The sequence below is a fragment of the Chelativorans salis genome (assembly GCF_025336525.1).
In the GTDB taxonomy this organism is placed as follows: Bacteria; Pseudomonadota; Alphaproteobacteria; order Rhizobiales; family Rhizobiaceae; genus Chelativorans; species Chelativorans salis.
The window spans coordinates 231055-248753 of the sequence record NZ_JAOCZP010000003.1; the positions used below are offsets into that span (position 1 = coordinate 231055).

Below are 17699 nucleotides of genomic sequence, written 5' to 3' on the forward strand. Positions count from 1 at the left end.
CAAAACTCTTCATGCTTGCCGTGCCTGTTCTCGCCAGCTGTCCATCCAGGTGCCCATGTCTTCGACCCTGCGCAATTTCGCCCTTCTGCCTCTTGCCGCGGCACTTGCCACCGGCACTGCCTTTTCCGCCCACGCCTCGGAGCGCGACAAGCGGTTTTTCGAGCAGGTAGAAGGCAACTGGTCCGGTCCCGGCGAGATCGTCGCCGGCAAGTACAAAGGCACCAAGTTCATCTGCAACTTCGCCGGCACGACGCCGGGCGGAAAAATCGGCATGGCGCTCGACGGAGGCTGCCGGGTCGGTGTCTTCAACCAGGAAATGTCGGCCAAGGTGGAACGCCTGGACTCCGGCTACCGCGGCACCTTCCTTGATGGGGCCGCTGGCAAGGGGCTCGACGTGGTGAGTGGCACGGTGAAGGACGGCCACGCCGTCTTCGCCATTCACCGCAACGAACTGACCGGCGCCATGCGCGCCCAGATCGCCGACGAGGATACGATGAACGTCACCATCTCCGTCCACGTCGAGGAGGAGTTGGTGCCCGTTATTGGCATAACACTCAAGCGTCTCGATGCGCGATCTGTCGGGGCGGTGGTGGCTGACTAAACCCCTTCCCGCCACCAGTCGCCGTCAGCGCTGACCTGATCGATACCGGAAACATCCAACGCCTCGAGATGTTCGGCGACACGCCGTCCCTCCACCACCAGATCCGGCGCAATCTCCGCCAACGGCAAGAGCACGAAAGCGCGCTCCAGCATGCGCGGGTGCGGGATCACCAGCCCTCCCTCCGACACCCGCTGCCGTCCGAACACCAGGATATCGATGTCGATCAGGCGCGGCCCCCAGCGCTCGCGGCGCTCGCGTTTCAGGGCCCGCTCGGTATCGAGGCACAGCTGGAGGAGCCGGCGCGGCGGCAAGCCGGTGCGGATCTCGGCGACGGCGTTCAGGAAATCCGGCTGATCCTCTATGCCCCAGGGGGGCGTGCGGTAGAGCGAGGAGACCTTTTCGACCTGCACGTCTGCGTCGGCATTCAGCGCGCGAAGCGCTGCCGCCATCGCCTTCGCGGGCTCGCCGATATTGCCGCCGAGGCCGAGGAAGACGCGTGTTTCATTGCGGCCAGTCAATCGTCACCTCGACATAATCAAGCACGCCCGGCACCGGCGCATTCGGCTTTCTGATGGTGATGGAGGCGCGCTTGATCTGAGGAAAGCGCTTGGTGAGCGCCTTACCTACCTCCAGCGCCAGAGCCTCGATCAGGAAGCGCCGCTTGCCGTTAACGATCTTCTCGATTACGGAGAAGGCGACGCCGTAATCGACCGTCTCCTCGATGGAATCCTCCTCCAGCGCGCGGCCGGGCTCAACGGCAAGCTCGGCATCGACATAGAAGCGCTGGCCAAGCGTCTCCTCCTCGTCACGCACTCCATGGCGCGCGAAGAAGGCACAGTTCTTCATCCGGATGACATACATGGGCGCGATCCCGCTATTTCTCAGCCGCCAGCATAGCATCGGCCATACGAAGCGCATCCCTGTTCTCGGCAACGTCGTGCACGCGGAAGATGGCCGCGCCTTTGACCCGCAAAAGCGCGCTGGTCGCCGCCGTGCCGACGGCACGCTCCTCGACGTCGCGGCCGGTGAAATGGCCGATGAAGCGTTTGCGCGACGTGCCGACGGCGAACGGAAAGCCCAACCCTGCCAGCTCGCCGAAGCGCGCCATGATCTCGGCATTCTCCTCGGGGTCCTTGGCAAAGCCGAAGCCCGGATCAAGGATGATCTGCTCGTCGGCCACGCCGGCCTTTCGGGCAATTTCTATCGCGCGCCTCAGGAAAGCGAACTGGTCGGCGATCACGTCGGAGAGCTTCTCCCGCTCCCGTCCGGTGTGCATCAGCATCAGCCCTGCTCCGGTCTTCGCCGCGACCTCGGCGATGGCGCTCTCCTTGTGCAGGCCCCACACATCGTTGACGATGTGCGCGCCGGCATCGATGGCAAGCCGTGCCGTCTCGGCACGGTAGGTGTCGATGGACAGAATGATATCCGCCCCCTTTGCCAAGGCCTCGATCACCGGCAGTACGCGCTCCTGCTCCTCGGCGGCGGCGATGGGCGCGGCGCCCGGCCGGGTGGATTCCCCGCCGATATCGATGATCGCCGCCCCCTCGGCCAGCATGGCTTGCGCGCGCGCCACGGCGTTTTCGACAGCCGCGTAACGGCCGCCATCGGAGAAACTGTCGGGCGTGACGTTGAGCACGCTCATGATATACGCCTCCGCCCCCAATTCGAGGATGCGCCCATGGGCGAGTTTCCAGTGCCGCGTCTCGATCATCCCTTCAGGTCCATCCGCCTGCCTGCTCCGTCTTGTGGGATGCCTGCAGGACAAAATCAATCGGCATTCGCACCACCGGGTTGATTGCCACCGAAGGACGGCCGCCTATAGCTTTTCGTTGCGCCGGTCTCGCCATTGCCGCAATGTGCCTCCTGGAGGTTTTCATGCAACGCGTACTCCTCGCCTTGTTTCTGCTGGCCGCGACCGTGCCGCCGCTCGGTGCCGTAACGCTGTCGAAGACCTATAGCTATTTTCCCATCGGTGGCCTGACATTGCCGGAGATCGAACGGCAGCTGCAGACACAGGGCCCGAGGTTGGAAAGCACCGGCCAAAGGCACCCCGGCGCCACCAATTTGGCGTTCAACACGCGCGTAGACTATGCCGATACCGGCAGATACTGCCGTATCGCCGACGCGCGCGTGTCGGTGAAGGCCAACGTCATCCTGCCGAGATGGCGCCATCGCCGCCGTGCGGAAAATGAAGTACGGCTGATCTGGGACACGCTTGCCCGCGACATCAAACGTCACGAGGACAGTCATCTCAGCATCGCCAAGAACCACGCACGCCTTCTAGAGGACACGCTGAAAGGCCTGTCGCGGCAGAGGAACTGCGACGTGCTTGCCAAAAAGGTGGAAAAGGCGACGGCGGACGTCCTGGCCAAGCACGATGCCGCCCAGCAGCGTTTCGACTACATCGAATCCGTCAATTTCGAAAGCCGCCTCCTGCGCCTCCTGCGCTATCGGCTGGAGCAGATCGAAGCGGGCCGGCTGCCTCGGTGAGAGGTGCCACTTCGACGGCTGACCGGCCGCTGACGCGCTGATATTCCGTCAGGTCAGCCCACCACGCCCAGCTTCTTCTGCAGGCTGGTCGAGGAGGTCGTATACTGGAAGACGACCTTCTCGTTCGGGTGCACGATGCGTTTGGCCGCTTGCGCCATCAGGGCGGCCTCGTGGAAGCCGGACAGGATGAGCTTCAGCTTGCCCGGATAGTGGTTGATGTCGCCGATGGCGAAGATGCCGGGCTCGGAGGTCTCGAACTTCTCCGTGTCGACGGGGATCAGGTTCTCATTGAGATTGATGCCCCACTCGGCAACCGGCCCCAGCTTCATCGTCAATCCGAAGAAAGGCAGGAGCCGCGTGCAGGCGATCTCCACCTCATCATCTGGCCCCTTCACCATCGCGCTTTTCAACATGCCGTTCTCGCCGGAAAGCGCCCTCACCTGGCCAACCTGAAAGTCGATCTTTCCGGCCTCCTTCAGCGCCAGCATCTTGTTGACGCTGTCCGGCGCGGCGCGAAACTCGGGGCGGCGGTGGACCAGGGTCAGCCGCCGGGCCACCGGTTGCAGGTTGAGCGTCCAGTCGAGCGCCGAATCGCCGCCGCCGACGATCAGGAGGTTCTCGCCACGGAACTCCTCCATGCGCCGCACGGCGTAGAAGACGCTTTTGCCCTCATAGGCCTCGATGCCGGGAATGGGGGGCCTCTTGGGTTGGAAAGAGCCGCCCCCGGCGGCGATCACCACCACTTTGGCCTCGAATGCCTCGCCCTCGTCGGTCGTCACCCTGAAACCGCCGTCCGGCAGGCGTTCGAGGCCCGCGACGATGCGGTTGAACGTGAATTGCGGGTCGAACGGGCTGATCTGCTCCATCAGGCGGTCGACCAGTCCCTGGCCGGAGATCACCGGCCAGGCCGGGATGTCGTAGATAGGCTTTTCGGGATAAAGCTCGGCGCACTGCCCGCCCGGGCGGTCAAGGATGTCGATCAGATGGCATTTCAGGTCGAGAAGGCCGAGCTCGAAAACCGCGAAGAGCCCAACGGGACCCGCTCCGACAATCAGCACATCTGTCTTGGTCGCCTGGGTCATAACCCTGTCCTCTAAAGAGATATAAGACTAGTCATATAGGATAGGACTACGCATATAAGGCTACGCTTGGCGCTCCGGCACCCGCACCACCAGCCCGTCCAGTTCGTCGCGCACCCTGATCTGGCAAGACAGGCGCGAGTTGGGCTGCACCTCGTAGGCAAAATCGAGCATGTCCTCTTCCATGGCCTCCGGCTGACCGACGACGTCCGTCCATTCCTCGTCCACGTAGACGTGGCAAGTGGCGCAGGCACAGGCGCCGCCGCATTCAGCCTCGATGCCGGGAACGCCATTGCGGATGGCATTTTCCATCACCGTGGAACCGTTCTCGGCCTCCACCTCGAAGGTGGCGCCGTCGAAGGCGATGAATGTCAGCTTGGTCATTCGGCGATCCTGAAGGGATTGTGCCGCATGAACGGCACCGGGAAACGATTGCTCACGCCGAGATAATCGCTGCGCGCGGCGTGTCAACCGAGCGAAACGGCGCAGCGCACTTATGAGGCAAGCAATTCGCTAGCGAAAGCCTGCACTTCCTCAATCAGGGACACCAGCCGATCTACCAGCGCCCCCGAGTGCGGGGCCGCCTCCAGTTCAGCCGCGCCGTCGGCCAGTGCGAAGGCGCCGACGGCACGCGCCGAACCGACGAGGCAATGTGCCAGATGGCGGCGCGCCTTGGCATCGGCATTCGCCAACTCCCCGCGGGCAGAGGCAGCCTGTGCCAGGAACAATTGGAGCACCTCGCGCTGTAGCCCGGCGTCGCCCTGTGTTTGGCGCGCCAGGTGCGTCCGGTCGATCGGCCGATCCGCTGGATGCCGCTGTTGGTCAAGCATACCATTCCCCGTCTTGGACCAACCTGCGATGGTCCGCTCCCATCATCAAATGTCGCGCGAAGCCGGATGGCCGCGCGTGCACAAGATGTTAATCTCGGCGGCAGAATGCTTACAATCCTACCAGCCTAGCGTTAACCTTATATTTAAACTTGTAGGCATCGTCCGTAAAACGTGTTTCCATCACAATTCCGTGCCACTACGGTACGGTCGGCGCGATGTGGGGCGCATGCGGGTTACGAGGATCCGGGTTCGGAACGGCCCAAAAGAGTACAGGTGACGGCGTATGGCGCGGAACACGACAAAGAAGAAAGCGGAGCAGGACGACTTCGCAAAGGAGCTTGAGGAAGCCCTCGAGCTGGAGACGGATCAGTTCGAAGCCGCTGCCGGAGACTTGGACCGGGGCGACTTGGACCCAGGCGACTCGGACCCGGGCGACTTGGACCCGGGCGACTTGGACATTGCGGCGTCCATGGAGGACCTGGAGGCGCAGATCTCTCTGGCGGCGGAAGAGCTCGCCCGTGAAGGACGCGAGGACGACACTGACGATGATATCGAAGCGGCGAACGCCGCCGATTCCATCACCTGGGAGAACGAGCCTGCCATGGCGGCCGAAGAGGCAGCCGCCGCCCCGGCGGATAATGCTCATCAACCCGTGGAGCGGCTGCGCCCGGCGGATCCCGCCCCTTCATCGAGCTCGGTGACGTTCGTGCCGGCCAACGACGACCAGCAGCACGAGTACACCCAGATCGCGCACAGGCGCGACCTTCCGGCCTCGCGCACGGTCTATTGGCTTGTCGCCGCCCTCTCGGTCGCCTGGATTGCCGGTGCTGCCGCTCTCGGCAACGTCCTCTACGGCTCGACACTTTGGCAGATCGATTCGCTCGAAGGCCTGCTCACCTCACCGCAAGCGATCGGCCTTGCCATCGGTGCGCTCGTGCCGGTGCTCTTGTTCTGGGGCTTTGCAGTGATGGTCCGCCGCGCCCAGGAGATGCGGATTGCCGCCCAGCAGATGGCGGATGCCGCTGCGCGCCTGCTCGAGCCGGAGAACCTCGCCCAGGACCGCGTCATGATGGTGGGCCAGGCCGTGCGCCGCGAGGTGCAGGCCATGGGCGATGGCATCGAACGCACTCTGGCGCGCGCCGTCGAGCTGGAAACCCTGGTGCATACGGAAGTAAACGAATTAGAGCGCGCTTATTCGGAGAACGAAACGCGCATTCGCCTGCTTGTCGACAGCCTGGGCAGCGAGCGCGAGGGCATTGTCAGCCATGCCGAGCGCGTGCGTGCTTCCATCACCGGCGCCCACGAGATCCTGAAGGAGGAGTTGGATTCGGCCGGCAAGCAGATTCGCCTCAGCGTCGATGGCGCCTCGCAGCGACTGACGGATTCACTTGGTCAGGCGGGCGACGGCCTGGTCGAGCGTATCAACTCGACGGGCGAGTCCATCTACCTGGCAATGGACGAGCGCGCCGACACGCTGTCGCGGTACATCAGCACCTCCGGCGACAACCTCGCCAACGTGCTCGATAAGCGGATCGAGGCACTCAGTTCGTCGGCGGACAGCTTCATCCAGCGCATGGACGCTTCGAGCGGAGCGATCAGCCACGCACTCGACCAGCGTTCGGAAGACCTGACGCAGCGCATCACCGCCGCGGGCGACAATCTATCCGGCCTGCTCGACACGCGGATCGAAGCGCTCAGCACATCCGCTGAAAGCTTCATCCAGCGCATGGATGCTTCGAGTGGAGCAATCAGCCATACCCTCGACCAGCGTTCTGAAAGTCTGGCGCAGCGCATCACAGCCGCAGGCGACAATCTCTCCAGCCTGCTCGATACACGGATCGAAGCGCTCAGCACGTCAGCGGACAATTTCGTCCAGCGCGTGGATGCCTCGACGACGACGGTCAGCCATTCGCTCGACCAGCGTTCCGAAGAGCTGTCGCACCGCATCACCCGTGCGGGTGAAAACCTCGCCAATCTGCTCGACACGCGCAGCGGCGCGCTCGACACCATGTTCAAGGACCGCCTGTCCGGCTTGGTCAACGCACTTGGCGAAGCCTCCGAGAAGGTCAACACCGAGTTCGATACGCGGCTGAGCCAGATCGACAGCACCTTGTCGGAGCGCGGCAGCGCGCTCATCAGTGAGTTCTCCACACGCGCCGAGGCCCTCGGCACGGGCATGCAGAGGCTCGACGCGGCGCTGGAAGCGCGCGCACGCGCCATCAACGAACAGCTTGTGGAGCGCACACGCGAGATCGCCGATACCTTCGCCCATGGGCGCGAAGACGTCTCCTCGGCGATCGAGGCAGGCAAGGCCGCCATCGACAACGATCTATCCGGTCTCGTCGCCTCCACCTCCATCATGCTGGAAAACAAGGGCGAGGAGTTCGCCCGGCTGGTGGAGGAAGGTCAGTCGCGGCTCAACGCGCGGCTCGACGACAGCTTTGGCCGGTTCGATGCCGTGAAGACGCGCATGGACGAGACCGTCGATCGCCAGATCGAGGCCTTCACCCAGAGCGAGAACCGACTGAAGGAACTGCTCGAGGCCGATCTCAGGAAGCTCGAGGAGACCCACGGCAGCTTTGCCGCCGCACTCGAGGCCGACATCGCCAAGATCGGCGAGCGCCGCGAGGAGCTGACGGCCGCCATCCGTGCCGACATCGACAACGTCAATGCCGTCTTCACCTCCCAGGTGAGCGTTATCGACGAGCGCACCAGCACCATGCAGAAGGCGCTGACTGTCGGCGTTGACAATGTCCGCCAGACGCTGGAGAACAGCGCCACCGTGTTGGCCGGCGCCTTGCGCGAGAAGGTGATCGAAGCCACTTCGACGCTCGGCGACGAGTCCGCCAAGATATTGGACGACGTCGATGAACGCATCGTCGGCATGGACAGCCGCATCGCCGCCCGCACGAAGGAAACGGCCGAAACGCTGGCAACCCGCGCGGAGGCTCTGGTGCAGACCTTTGATGCGGCCGACCACCGCATCGCCGCCCGCACGAAGGAAACGGCCGAGACGCTGGCAAGCCGCGCGGAGACGCTGGTGCAAACCTTTGATGCGGCCGACTACCGCATCGCCGCCCGCACGAAGGAAACGGCCGAGACGCTGGCAAGCCGCGCGGAGACGCTGGTACAGACCTTCGAGGAGGCCGACCACCGCATCATCGCCCGCACGCACCAGACATCCGCCGAGCTCGACGCGCGCGCCACGGCGATCACCGAGCGCCTTGGCGAGGTCGAAAGCCGGCTGAAGTCGACCGCCGGTTCGGCAGCGTCCGCTGTCACCAGCGGTATGTTGGAAGTCGAGAAGCGGCTCGGCGACAGCGTGGGTCGTACCCGGGCCGTACTGACCGAGGGTATCGGCGATGCCGAGGAGCGCCTGAAGCAGAGCGCCGAGCAAGCAGCCGGCCTTGTCAGTCAGCAGTTGGCGAATACGCGGACCTTGTTGCAGGAGGGCGTCGGCGATGCCGAGGAGCGCCTGAAGCAGAGCGCCGAGCAGGCGGCAAGCCATGTGAGCCAGCAACTGGCGCGGACCCAGGCCGACCTGGTGTCGACGGCCGACACGATCGGCCAGACCTTCGCCCAGGTCAACGAGCACATCTCCAAGCGCACCGGCGAAGCGGCGCGCACGCTGGAAGAGCGCACACGCGAGTTCAACGCCATGCTGGCCGGGCGCAGCTCCGAGATGAGCCGCATCCTCGATGAGACGGCGCGCCCGCTCGTGGAACGCTTCGAGGCCAGCGGCGGTGAGTTGCAGCAGGGTATTGAGGCCATCACCAACCGCACCACCGAGCGGCTGCAGCAGGAGAACGCTGCCCTCGTCAACGCGCTGGCCAGCCGCACGGCAGAGGCGCTCGACGCCGTCGAGCGCGCCCGCAACGGCCTTGCCGGCAATGTCGACGAGCTCCTGCAACAGCTGAACGCTTCTGGCGAGAGGCTGGGCCAACTCGTCGACTCTGCGGCGCAGAACCTTTCGCAGGTGGACGAGAAGCTCACCAACACGACGCGCGAATTCGCCGCGAATACCGGCAAGGCGGCGGAGACGTTCGCCAACTCGGCAAGCCTCATCAACGCCAATTCCGGCCGGCTCACGGACTTCTCCGAGCGGACGCTCCGCGAGATCTCGAGCATCGCCAGCCGCTTCGAGGACCACAGCCGTGTGCTGGAAAGCGCCTCGAACCTTCTAGAGAAGGCGCAGTCCGGCCTCAGTTCCTCCCTGGAGGACCGCCAGAGCGCGCTTGAGGCATTGGCGAACGGTCTCGTCGAGAAGTCACAGCAGATCGAGACTGCCATGAAGTCTTTCGAGGGGCTTCTCGACGGCATGTTCGACACGGCGGAGGGGCGCACGCGCCAGTCCGCCGAGGCGATCCGCGAAGCGATCAACCAGGTTCTGGAAGGCGCTACCCAACGCTTTACCGGAGCGACGGACGATATCCGCCGCACCGCGGCCGAAATCCGTGCCGAGTTGGAAGAGACACGCGCCGACATGAAGCGTGGCATCGTCGAACTGCCGGAGGAAGCCAGGCAGTCGACCTCGGCCATGCGCCTGGCCATCACGGAACAGGTCAATGCGTTGAAGGAACTGTCGGATATCGTTGCGAAATCCGGTCGCTTGCACGACATTGGCACGAATGAGGCCACGCCTCGTCCGGCCCCTGTGCCGCCCGCGCCCAACGGCGCGCCGGCCTCGGGCAACTCGCGTGTCTTGGAGAAGCCACGTGCCGAGCCGGCGTCGCAGCCGGCCCGTCCCGCCGCCCCTGCCCGCTCGGCGCAGGCGGCACCCGAGACGGCCCAGGCGGCGCCCAACACCGGCGGTGGCTGGATCCGCGATCTCCTGCGCAGCGCCTCGCGCGACGAGGAGGGCGAAGGGCGCGCGGAGCAGGCTGCCAACAATGGCGGCCGATCGGCCCTGCACGTGGTCGAATCGCTCAACTCGCTGTCCGTCGACATTGCACGCGCGATCGACCATGAGGCTTCCATCGACCTGTGGGAGCGGTATCGCCGCGGTGAACGCAATGTCTTCACACGCCGGCTCTACACGCTGAAGGGCCAGCAGACCTTCGACGAGATCCAGCGCAAGTACCGGGCGGACGCGGAGTTCCGCAAGGCGGTCGACCAGTATTGCCGCGATTTCGAGAAGCTTCTGGCCGACGTTTCGCGCTCCGACCGCGACAACATGATGAGCCAGACCTACCTGACCTCCGACACCGGCAAGGTCTACACCATGCTGGCCCATGCCAGCGGCAGGCTGCGGTAGACGCGGCTTTCTGGAGGCCGTTTTTCCGATCCTTGAAAACCCCGGCAGCCAGCCGGGGTTTTTCTTTGAAAGTCTCTTGGGTCAAAGTCCCCCTGCATGATTCCCTGACACTCTTGCATTCCCCTGCGTTGCCGCGCATTCTCGATTTGGGACGGAAAGGGGGACGTATGTATGGTGGCCGAGAGCTAACACTTCGGTCCGGACTGTCATATGCCATCGATGTGGTGGCAGACGTGGCGAGCATGGAGGACGCCGTCTTTCTGGTGCGAGACCGGCTCGGCCTCGACCACGTCACCTATATGGCCGCGGCATATGCCCGTCCGGTCGACAGTCCCTTTATCTGCACCACCTACCCGCCGCAGTGGGTTGCGCGCTATGTGCTGCGTCGGTACCTGAACGTCGATCCGGTGGTCCGCGCCGGATTCGGCTCGACCAGGCCGTTCGCCTGGCATGAGCTGGAGTGGGGAGAGCGTGAACAGGAGTTCATGGCCGACGCGCTGGATCACGGCCTGGGCGACAAGGGCTATTGCATTCCCGTGGTCGACCGGGCCTTCCGCCGCTCGCTTCTGTCGCTCAATACCAGCATGGAGGCCGATGTCTGGTCCTCTTTCATCGCTGCGAGCGCACCCGGCCTCGAGAAGATCGCCCGCATCATCCACGATAAGGCGATGCACGAGCTTTCCGCCGACAGCCCCGCCGAGCCGCCCTTGGCGCCGCGCCAGGTGGAGTGCCTGTTGTGGACGGCGCGCGGCAAGGAGGCCAAGGCAATCGCCGCCATTCTGGACCTTTCGGAATTCACCGTGCGCAGCTATCTGCGCACAGCGCGGCAGAAGCTGGAATGCAGAACACTTTCCCAGGCCGTTGCGAAGGCGATCCAGCGCGGCATCATCAATCCGTGACGGCGGATGTCAGAGTGCGGCGTACGGCATCGCGCCAGCCCTTCAGCCGGCGCGCCCGCTCCTCTTCGCCCATTCTCGGCGTGAACTGGCGCTCAAGCGCCCAGCTCTGTGCGAATTCGTCTGCTCCCGGCCACACGCAGGCGCGCGAGCCGGCGAGCCAGGCGGCCCCCAGCGCAGTGGTCTCCAGCACCGTCGGCCGATCCACCGGCGCGTCGAGGATGTCGGCCAGACACTGCATAGTCCAGTCGCTCGCCACCATGCCTCCGTCGACACGCAGAACCTTGGTCTCCGCCCCATCCGGCCAGTCCCGGCGCATGGCCTCGAGCAGGTCGCGCGTCTGGAAGGCGACGGATTCCAGCGTTGCACGCGCAAACTCGGCGGGGCCGGTGTTGCGGGTCAGGCCGAAGATGGCGCCACGCGCGCCAGCGTCCCAATAGGGTGCGCCGAGGCCGACGAAGGCCGGCACCAGATAGACGTCCTGCGCAGCGTCCGCCTTTTCCGCAAGAACGCCCGAATCAGCCGCTTTGCCGATGATCTGCAGCCCATCGCGCAGCCATTGCACGGCCGCACCTGCGACGAAGATGGAGCCTTCGAGCGCGTAGGTCGTCTTGCCGTCGAGGCGGTAGGCGATGGTGGACAGCAGCCGGTTCTTCGAGCGCACCAGCGTCTCACCGGTGTTCAAAACTGCGAAGCATCCCGTGCCGTAGGTGGATTTCAGCATGCCGGGCGCGAAACAGGCCTGACCGATCGTTGCCGCCTGCTGATCGCCGGCAACACCCAGGATGGGGATTTCCGCGCCGAACAGCGCCTTTTCGGTGACGCCGAAATCGTCCGCCGTGTCCTTGACCTCGGCCAGGAGGGCGCGGGGGACGCCGAGGATCGAAAGTAGTTCCTCGTCCCATGCGTTCTTTTCGATATTGAAAAGCAGCGTGCGCGAGGCGTTGGTGGCGTCGGTGACGTGGGTGCGGCCGCCGGTCAGCCGCCAGATCAAAAAGCTGTCGATGGTGCCGGCAAGCAGCTGGCCCTGCTCCGCCCGCTCGCGCACGCCTTCCACGTTGTCGAGAAGCCAGGAAAATTTGGTGCCGGAGAAATAAGGGTCGAGCAGGAGGCCAGTCTTCTCGGTGAAGGTCTCCTCCAGCCCCTCTCCCTTGAGCTTCTCGCAAAGGGCGGCGGTGCGCCGATCCTGCCAGACGATGGCATTGTGCACCGCCCTGCCCGTCTCGCGATCCCACATCACCACCGTCTCGCGCTGGTTGGTGATGCCGATGGCGGCGATGTCCTTGGCTTCCAGGCCGGCATCGCCAAGCGCTGCCTTGACCGTGGCAACGACGCTCGTCCAGATGTCCTCCGGATCGTGCTCAACCCAGCCGGAGGCGGGGTAGTGCTGCGGGAACTCCTGCTGGCCGGTGCCGACGGCACGCATCTTTCCGTCAAACACGATCGCCCGGGTCGATGTCGTACCCTGGTCGATGGACAAGACGAAGCCGCTCATGTTCCCTCCCGCATGACCGATAAAAATCCGGGAGAGGCGACCAAGCCGCCTCCCCCAATCTCAAAGACTGGCGAACCAGCTTACGAGTCGTTCCAGCTCTTCACCAGTTCGTCGTAGTTGATGGTGATGGGCTCTTCCTTCTCGTTCTCGATCTTGAGCTGCGGCGCAAGGTTACCCTTCTCCACGGCATCCTTATTCCAGTATTCAAGATCGTGCTCCTCGGCGAGCTTGGGGCCGATGTCGCCCTGGATGCCGGCCCGCTCGAGACGCGACAGCACCTGCTCCTGCTCGGCGCACAGCGAGTCCATCGCCTCCTGCGCGGTCTTGGCTCCGGAAGACGCATCGCCGATCGCCTGCCACCACAACTGCGCCAGCTTCGGGTAATCGGGTACGTTGGTGCCGGTCGGCGTCCACTGCACACGGGCCGGTGAACGGTAGAACTCGACCAGGCCGCCCAGCTCGGGGGCACGCTCGGTGAAGCTGTCGTGCTGGATGGTGCTCTCACGGATCAGGGTGAGCCCCACATGGCTCTTCTTCACGTCCACCTCTTGGAGGTGACGAACTGGGCGTAGAGCCATGCAGCCTTCGCCCGGTCCTCGGGCGTCGACTTCATCAGCGTCCAGGAACCAGCGTCCTGATAGCCGAGCTTCATGCCGTCCTTCCAGTAGACGCCGTGCGGGCTCGGCGCCATACGCCATTTCGGCGTACCGTCCTCGTTGACCACCGGCAGGCCTTCCTTGACCATGTCGGCGGTAAAGGCGGTGTACCAGAAGATCTGCTGGGCAATGGCACCCTGCGCCGGCACCGGGCCGGACTCGGAGAAGGTCATGCCCTGCGCCTCCGGCGGTGCATAGGCATTCAGCCACTCCAGATACTTCTCGATGGAGTAGACAGCAGCCGGGCCGTTGGTGTCGCCGCCGCGCGCGACGCAGGAGCCGACGGGGCGGGAATTCTCGTCGACCTTGATGCCCCATTCATCGACCGGCAAGCCGTTCGGAATGCCCTTGTCGCCATTGCCGGCCATGGAAAGCCATGCATCGGTGAAGCGCCAGCCCAGCGAGGGGTCCTTCTTGCCGTAGTCCATGTGACCGTAGACCTTGCGGCCGTCGATCTCCTTGCCGGTGAAGAACTCGGCGATGTCCTCATAGGCCGACCAGTTGACCGGCACGCCCAGCTCGTAGCCGTACTTCTCCTGGAACTCCGCCTTGATGTCCGGATCGTTGAACCAGTCGTAGCGGAACCAGTAGAGGTTGGCGAACTGCTGGTCGGGAAGCTGGTAGAGCTTGCCGTCGGGTGCGGTGGTGAAGGACTTGCCGATGAAGTCATCCACGTCGAGGTTGGGGTTGGTGACGTCCGCGCCCTCGTTCGCCATCCAGTCGGTCAGGTTGCGCACCTGCTGATAGCGCCAGTGGGTGCCGATCAGGTCCGAGTCGTTGATGTAGGCGTCGTAGATGTTCTCGCCCGACTGCATCTGCGTCTGCAGCTTCTCAACAACGTCGCCTTCGCCGATCAGGTCGTGGGTGACGCGGATGCCGGTGATGGCCGTGAAGGCCGGCGCCAGCACCTTGGACTCGTATTCATGGGTGGTGATCGTCTCCGAGACCACCCGGATGTCCATGCCCTGGAAAGGCTCGGCAGCATCGACAAACCATTGCATCTCCGCTTCCTGCTCCTCGCGGGAAAGCGTCGACAGATCGCCGATCTCCTCATCGAGGAATTCCGTCGCTTCTTCCATGCCCGCCATTACGCCGCCTGAACTCATGAGAAGCATGAGCGCGGATGTCGTCAGTAACAGATGTCGTTTCATGGTTTCCTCCCTAGTAGATGTTGCACCAGTATTCGGAGAGGCCGCCCGAATGCGGCCGCCCCATCCTCTTCTCCGCTAGACCCACCGGAAAACGCCCACGGCGTAGACGATGGATAGAGCGAGAGCCCACCACAGGTTGGGGCCAACGAGCCCCAGCCATGCAAGATTGATGAAGGCGCTTCCCAGAAGCGAGACGAACAGCCGGTCGCCGCGCGTGGTCTCGAAGCGCAACAGGCCGACGCGGGGATGGCCGCCGGGCGAAAAGTACTCCCACACGCCCATGCTGACGAGCAGAAGCGCGATGGTGATGAAGAAGGTTGCCGTCGGCCAGGTCCAGGCCATCCATGACAGGTCCATCGTCATACCCTCCCCTTACACGCGCCCGAGGGCAAAGCCCTTGGCGATGTAGTTGCGCACGAACCAGATCACGAGCGCGCCCGGAATGATGGTGAGGACGCCGGCCGCCGCCAGTACACCCCAGTCGAGGCCGGAGGCAGACACGGTGCGTGTCATGGTGGCGGCGATCGGTTTTGCCGCCGTCGTCGTCAACGTGCGGGCAAGCAGAAGCTCCACCCACGAGAACATGAAGCAGAAGAAGGCGGCGACCCCGACGCCGCTGGCGATCAGCGGCATGAAGATCTTCACGAAGAAGCGCGGGAAGGAATAGCCGTCGATATAGGCCGTCTCGTCGATCTCCTTCGGCACGCCCGACATGAAGCCTTCGAGGATCCAAACTGCCAGCGGCACGTTGAACAGGCAGTGCGCCAGCGCCACGGCAATATGCGTGTCGATCAGCCCGAAGGCCGAGTAGAGCTGGAAGAAGGGCAGTGCGAAGACCGCCGGCGGCGCCATACGGTTTGTAAGCAACCAGAAGAACAGGTGCTTGTCGCCGAGGAACCGGTAGCGTGAGAAGGCATAGGCCGCGGGAAGAGCCACGGAGACCGAAATCACCGTGTTCATAACCACATAGATGATGGAGTTGATGTAACCCGAATACCAGGATGGATCGGTGAAGATGACCCCGTAATTGCGTAGTGTCGGGTTCTGCGGCCATAGCGAGAAGGTGCTGAGAATCTCGGTGTTGGTCTTGAAGCTCATGTTGATGAGCCAATAGATCGGCAGCATCAGGAAGAGAATGTAGATGGTCGGCACCAGCCACCAGAAACGCGACTGGGTGCCTCGCCGCAGCATCGTCTGGCCGAGTTCGGCCTCCGTCTTGCCGGCTGCAGCGGCCGCGGCATCCGTCCGCTGCATCGTGATCCCGTCGGCCGCCGCAGTGGCGCTGTTCTTGCCCGCCGCCATCACCGCTTCTCCGTCCCGTAGTTGGTCATGACCGTGTAGAATACCCACGACATGAGAAGAATGATCAGGAAGTAGACGATCGACATGGCCGCCGCCTCGCCGAGGTTGAATTCGCCGATGGCGAGCTTCACCAGGTCGATGGACATGAAGGTGGTCGTGTTTCCCGGACCGCCGCCGGTGAGCACGAAGGGCTCCGTGTAGATCATGAAGGAGTCCATGAAGCGCAGGAGGATGGCGATCAGCAGCACCCGGTGCATCTTCGGAAGCTGGATATAGCGGAACACGGCCCAGCGCGACGCGCCGTCGATCTTCGCCGCCTGGTAATAGGCATCGGGGATGGAAACCAGCCCGGCATAGCAAAGCAGCACAACCAGGCTCGTCCAGTGCCACACATCCATGAGGATGATGGTGATCCAGGCATGCACGGGGTTGTTGACGTAGTTGTAAGCGATCCCGAGCTCGGCCAGCGTGCGGCCGAGCAGGCCGATATCGATACGCCCGAAGACCTGCCAGATCGTGCCCACCACATTGAATGGGATCAGCAGCGGCAGAGCCATCAGCACCAGGCACACCGGCACGCCCCAGCCCTTGCGCGGCATGTTGAGTGCGATGAAGATGCCAAGCGACACCTCGATGCACAAAATTATGGCCGAGAAGGCGAGGTTGCGGCCCATCGCGGCCCAGAAGCGATTGGAGTGCAGGATCTCCTGGAACCACTCCGTGCCGGCCCAGAAGAAGACGTTGTTTCCGAAGGTGTCCTGCATCGAGTAGTTGACTACCGTCATCAGCGGGATGACGGCGGAGAAAGCCACCAGCGCCAGCACCGGCAGCACCATGAACCAGGCCTTGTTGTTCGGTGTCTTGTTCATGGCCTGCCCTCCGGCTCGACGCGCCAGGAATCGGCATAAAGGTTGAGGTGCGCCGGATCGAAGGCGACGCATGGCTCCGCCGGCACCTCCGAATCCTCGTCTATAACCACGGCGATCGTCTCGCCCTCGAGATCGGCATGCACGATCTTCTTGCGGCCGACATCCTCGACCTTGGCGATGGATACAGGCATGCCCTCGCGGCCGAGCCGCACGAATTCCGGCCGAATGCCAAGTTCGATGCGCTTTGCCGAAAGCCGCTGCGGCATCCCGGGCAGCGCGAAGGACTGGCCACCGATGCGCACTATGCCTCCGTCCATGGCGGCGGGAAGCAGGTTCATGCCCGGCGAGCCGATGAAATAGCCGACGAAGGTGTGGCGCGGGCGCTCGAACAGCTCCTCGGGCGTGCCGATCTGCACGATCTCGCCCTCATACATCACCACAACCGTATCGGCGAAGGTAAGCGCCTCCGTCTGGTCATGCGTGACATAGACCATGGTGTGGCCGAAGCGACGGTGCAGTTCCTTGAGCTGCGTGCGCAGCGCCCATTTCATATGCGGGTCGATGACCGTCAGCGGCTCGTCGAACAGGATGGCGTTGACGTCGGCACGCGCCAGTCCGCGGCCGAGCGAGATCTTCTGCTTCTCGTCCGCCGTCAGGCCCTGCGCCTTGCGCCTTGCCCGGTCCTCAAGTCCGATCATGCCGATGATCTCGCGCACGCGCCGGTCCACCACGTCCTCGGCCACGCCGCGGTTGCGCAGCGGGAAGGCGAGATTGTCGTAGACCGTCATCGTGTCGTAGACGACCGGGAACTGGAACACCTGGGCGATGTTGCGAGCCTCGGTCGGCAGGTCCGTCACATCCACCGTGCCGAAATGGATCGCACCCTCGCTGGGGCGCAGGAGGCCGGAGATGATGTTCAGCAGCGTTGTCTTCCCGCAGCCCGACGGCCCGAGAAGCGCGTAAGCGCCGCCGTCCTCGAACACATGGTCCACCCGCTTCAGCGCGTAGTCGTCGTCCGAAGTGGGGTTGTCCATATAGGCGTGGCGGATGTCTTTCAGGTTGATGCGTGCCATCGC

At 63.9% G+C, this 17699-nt stretch carries 15 protein-coding genes and 1 pseudogene; 4 read left to right on the forward strand and 12 right to left on the reverse strand.

All coding sequences use genetic code 11. The annotated features are described in order from the left end of the window. Positions 1 to 55: 55 nt before the first annotated feature. A complete protein-coding gene (locus tag N5A92_RS11205; RefSeq protein WP_260902650.1) occupies positions 56 to 601 on the forward strand; it encodes a hypothetical protein in 546 nt (181 codons plus the stop codon). Here the strand turns inward: N5A92_RS11205 and folK are convergent. From folK to folP, 3 genes are read right to left on the reverse strand one after another with little or no spacing between them, the layout of a single operon-like run. Continuing rightward, complete coding sequence (folK, locus tag N5A92_RS11210; RefSeq protein WP_260902651.1) at positions 598 to 1119, reverse strand: 2-amino-4-hydroxy-6-hydroxymethyldihydropteridine diphosphokinase; 522 nt, start codon at positions 1117 to 1119, stop codon at positions 598 to 600. The genes N5A92_RS11205 and folK overlap by 4 nt on opposite strands. Next, a complete protein-coding gene (folB, locus tag N5A92_RS11215; RefSeq protein WP_260902652.1) occupies positions 1103 to 1462 on the reverse strand; it encodes a dihydroneopterin aldolase in 360 nt (119 codons plus the stop codon). Before folB ends, folK begins: the two co-directional genes overlap by 17 nt. A gap of 13 nt (positions 1463 to 1475) precedes the next feature. After that, a complete protein-coding gene (folP, locus tag N5A92_RS11220) occupies positions 1476 to 2312 on the reverse strand; it encodes a dihydropteroate synthase (protein WP_425248566.1) in 837 nt (278 codons plus the stop codon). A 164-nt stretch (positions 2313 to 2476) separates the two neighbouring features. Here folP and N5A92_RS11225 point away from each other — a divergent pair, with 164 nt between their 5' ends. After that, the gene (locus tag N5A92_RS11225; RefSeq protein WP_260902653.1) at positions 2477 to 3091 is read left to right on the forward strand and encodes a DUF922 domain-containing Zn-dependent protease; all 615 of its coding nucleotides are present in this window, start codon (positions 2477 to 2479) and stop codon (positions 3089 to 3091) included. Between the two features lie 53 nt (positions 3092 to 3144). Here N5A92_RS11225 and N5A92_RS11230 read toward each other — a convergent pair whose 3' ends face one another. The 3 genes from N5A92_RS11230 to N5A92_RS11240 form a co-directional block, all read right to left on the reverse strand. Further along, positions 3145 to 4173, reverse strand: coding sequence for an NAD(P)/FAD-dependent oxidoreductase (locus N5A92_RS11230; protein ID WP_260902655.1), 1029 nt, complete (start codon positions 4171 to 4173; stop codon positions 3145 to 3147). A gap of 60 nt (positions 4174 to 4233) precedes the next feature. Next, positions 4234 to 4554, reverse strand: a complete 321-nt coding sequence (locus N5A92_RS11235) for a (2Fe-2S)-binding protein (protein ID WP_260902656.1) — start codon at positions 4552 to 4554, stop codon at positions 4234 to 4236. Between the two features lie 110 nt (positions 4555 to 4664). Then, the gene (locus tag N5A92_RS11240) at positions 4665 to 5000 is read right to left on the reverse strand and encodes an Hpt domain-containing protein (protein ID WP_260902658.1); all 336 of its coding nucleotides are present in this window, start codon (positions 4998 to 5000) and stop codon (positions 4665 to 4667) included. Positions 5001 to 5283: 283 nt separating this feature from the next. On the opposite strand from N5A92_RS11240, the gene N5A92_RS11245 reads away from it, so the two are divergent. Continuing rightward, on the forward strand, positions 5284 to 10254 hold the full coding sequence (locus tag N5A92_RS11245) for an apolipoprotein A-IV repeat region-like domain-containing protein (protein ID WP_260902660.1): 4971 nt from the start codon (positions 5284 to 5286) through the stop codon (positions 10252 to 10254). 242 nt (positions 10255 to 10496) lie between these two features. Further along, positions 10497 to 11153, forward strand: coding sequence for a helix-turn-helix transcriptional regulator (locus N5A92_RS11250; RefSeq protein WP_260903577.1), 657 nt, complete (start codon positions 10497 to 10499; stop codon positions 11151 to 11153). Here the strand turns inward: N5A92_RS11250 and glpK are convergent. The 6 genes and pseudogenes from glpK to N5A92_RS11280 all read right to left on the reverse strand — a co-directional run bounded on the left by glpK (position 11143) and on the right by N5A92_RS11280 (position 17696). Beyond that, positions 11143 to 12645 carry a glycerol kinase GlpK gene (gene glpK, locus N5A92_RS11255; RefSeq protein ID WP_260902661.1) on the reverse strand — a complete coding sequence of 501 codons (1503 nt, stop codon included), beginning with the start codon at positions 12643 to 12645 and terminating at the stop codon, positions 11143 to 11145. The genes N5A92_RS11250 and glpK overlap by 11 nt on opposite strands. Positions 12646 to 12725: 80 nt before the next feature. Next, positions 12726 to 14452, reverse strand: a pseudogene (locus N5A92_RS11260) (ABC transporter substrate-binding protein). Between the two features lie 75 nt (positions 14453 to 14527). Continuing rightward, positions 14528 to 14809, reverse strand: a complete 282-nt coding sequence (locus N5A92_RS11265) for a DUF2160 domain-containing protein (protein WP_260902663.1) — start codon at positions 14807 to 14809, stop codon at positions 14528 to 14530. Positions 14810 to 14824: 15 nt separating this feature from the next. Beyond that, the gene (locus tag N5A92_RS11270; RefSeq protein ID WP_260903578.1) at positions 14825 to 15643 is read right to left on the reverse strand and encodes a carbohydrate ABC transporter permease; all 819 of its coding nucleotides are present in this window, start codon (positions 15641 to 15643) and stop codon (positions 14825 to 14827) included. Between the two features lie 110 nt (positions 15644 to 15753). After that, positions 15754 to 16623 carry a carbohydrate ABC transporter permease gene (locus N5A92_RS11275; RefSeq protein ID WP_260902665.1) on the reverse strand — a complete coding sequence of 290 codons (870 nt, stop codon included), beginning with the start codon at positions 16621 to 16623 and terminating at the stop codon, positions 15754 to 15756. Beyond that, the gene (locus N5A92_RS11280) at positions 16620 to 17696 is read right to left on the reverse strand and encodes an ABC transporter ATP-binding protein (protein ID WP_260902667.1); all 1077 of its coding nucleotides are present in this window, start codon (positions 17694 to 17696) and stop codon (positions 16620 to 16622) included. The genes N5A92_RS11275 and N5A92_RS11280 overlap by 4 nt, the downstream gene beginning before the upstream one ends. Between the last annotated feature and the right edge of the window lie 3 nt (positions 17697 to 17699).

Excerpts from the sequence above, each read along its gene's own strand:
- N5A92_RS11205 (WP_260902650.1), top strand. The coding sequence starts at position 56 with ATGTCTTCGACCCTGCGCAATTTCGCCCTTCTGCCTCTTGCCGCGGCA.
- folB (WP_260902652.1), bottom strand. The coding sequence starts at position 1,462 with ATGTATGTCATCCGGATGAAGAACTGTGCCTTCTTCGCGCGCCATGGA.
- folP (WP_425248566.1), bottom strand. The coding sequence starts at position 2,312 with ATGATCGAGACGCGGCACTGGAAACTCGCCCATGGGCGCATCCTCGAA.
- N5A92_RS11225 (WP_260902653.1), top strand. The coding sequence starts at position 2,477 with ATGCAACGCGTACTCCTCGCCTTGTTTCTGCTGGCCGCGACCGTGCCG.
- N5A92_RS11230 (WP_260902655.1), bottom strand. The coding sequence starts at position 4,173 with ATGACCCAGGCGACCAAGACAGATGTGCTGATTGTCGGAGCGGGTCCC.
- N5A92_RS11235 (WP_260902656.1), bottom strand. The coding sequence starts at position 4,554 with ATGACCAAGCTGACATTCATCGCCTTCGACGGCGCCACCTTCGAGGTG.
- N5A92_RS11240 (WP_260902658.1), bottom strand. The coding sequence starts at position 5,000 with ATGCTTGACCAACAGCGGCATCCAGCGGATCGGCCGATCGACCGGACG.
- N5A92_RS11245 (WP_260902660.1), top strand. The coding sequence starts at position 5,284 with ATGGCGCGGAACACGACAAAGAAGAAAGCGGAGCAGGACGACTTCGCA.
- N5A92_RS11250 (WP_260903577.1), top strand. The coding sequence starts at position 10,497 with ATGGAGGACGCCGTCTTTCTGGTGCGAGACCGGCTCGGCCTCGACCAC.
- glpK (WP_260902661.1), bottom strand. The coding sequence starts at position 12,645 with ATGAGCGGCTTCGTCTTGTCCATCGACCAGGGTACGACATCGACCCGG.
- N5A92_RS11265 (WP_260902663.1), bottom strand. The coding sequence starts at position 14,809 with ATGGACCTGTCATGGATGGCCTGGACCTGGCCGACGGCAACCTTCTTC.
- N5A92_RS11270 (WP_260903578.1), bottom strand. The coding sequence starts at position 15,643 with ATGCTGCGGCGAGGCACCCAGTCGCGTTTCTGGTGGCTGGTGCCGACC.
- N5A92_RS11275 (WP_260902665.1), bottom strand. The coding sequence starts at position 16,623 with ATGAACAAGACACCGAACAACAAGGCCTGGTTCATGGTGCTGCCGGTG.
- N5A92_RS11280 (WP_260902667.1), bottom strand. The coding sequence starts at position 17,696 with ATGGCACGCATCAACCTGAAAGACATCCGCCACGCCTATATGGACAAC.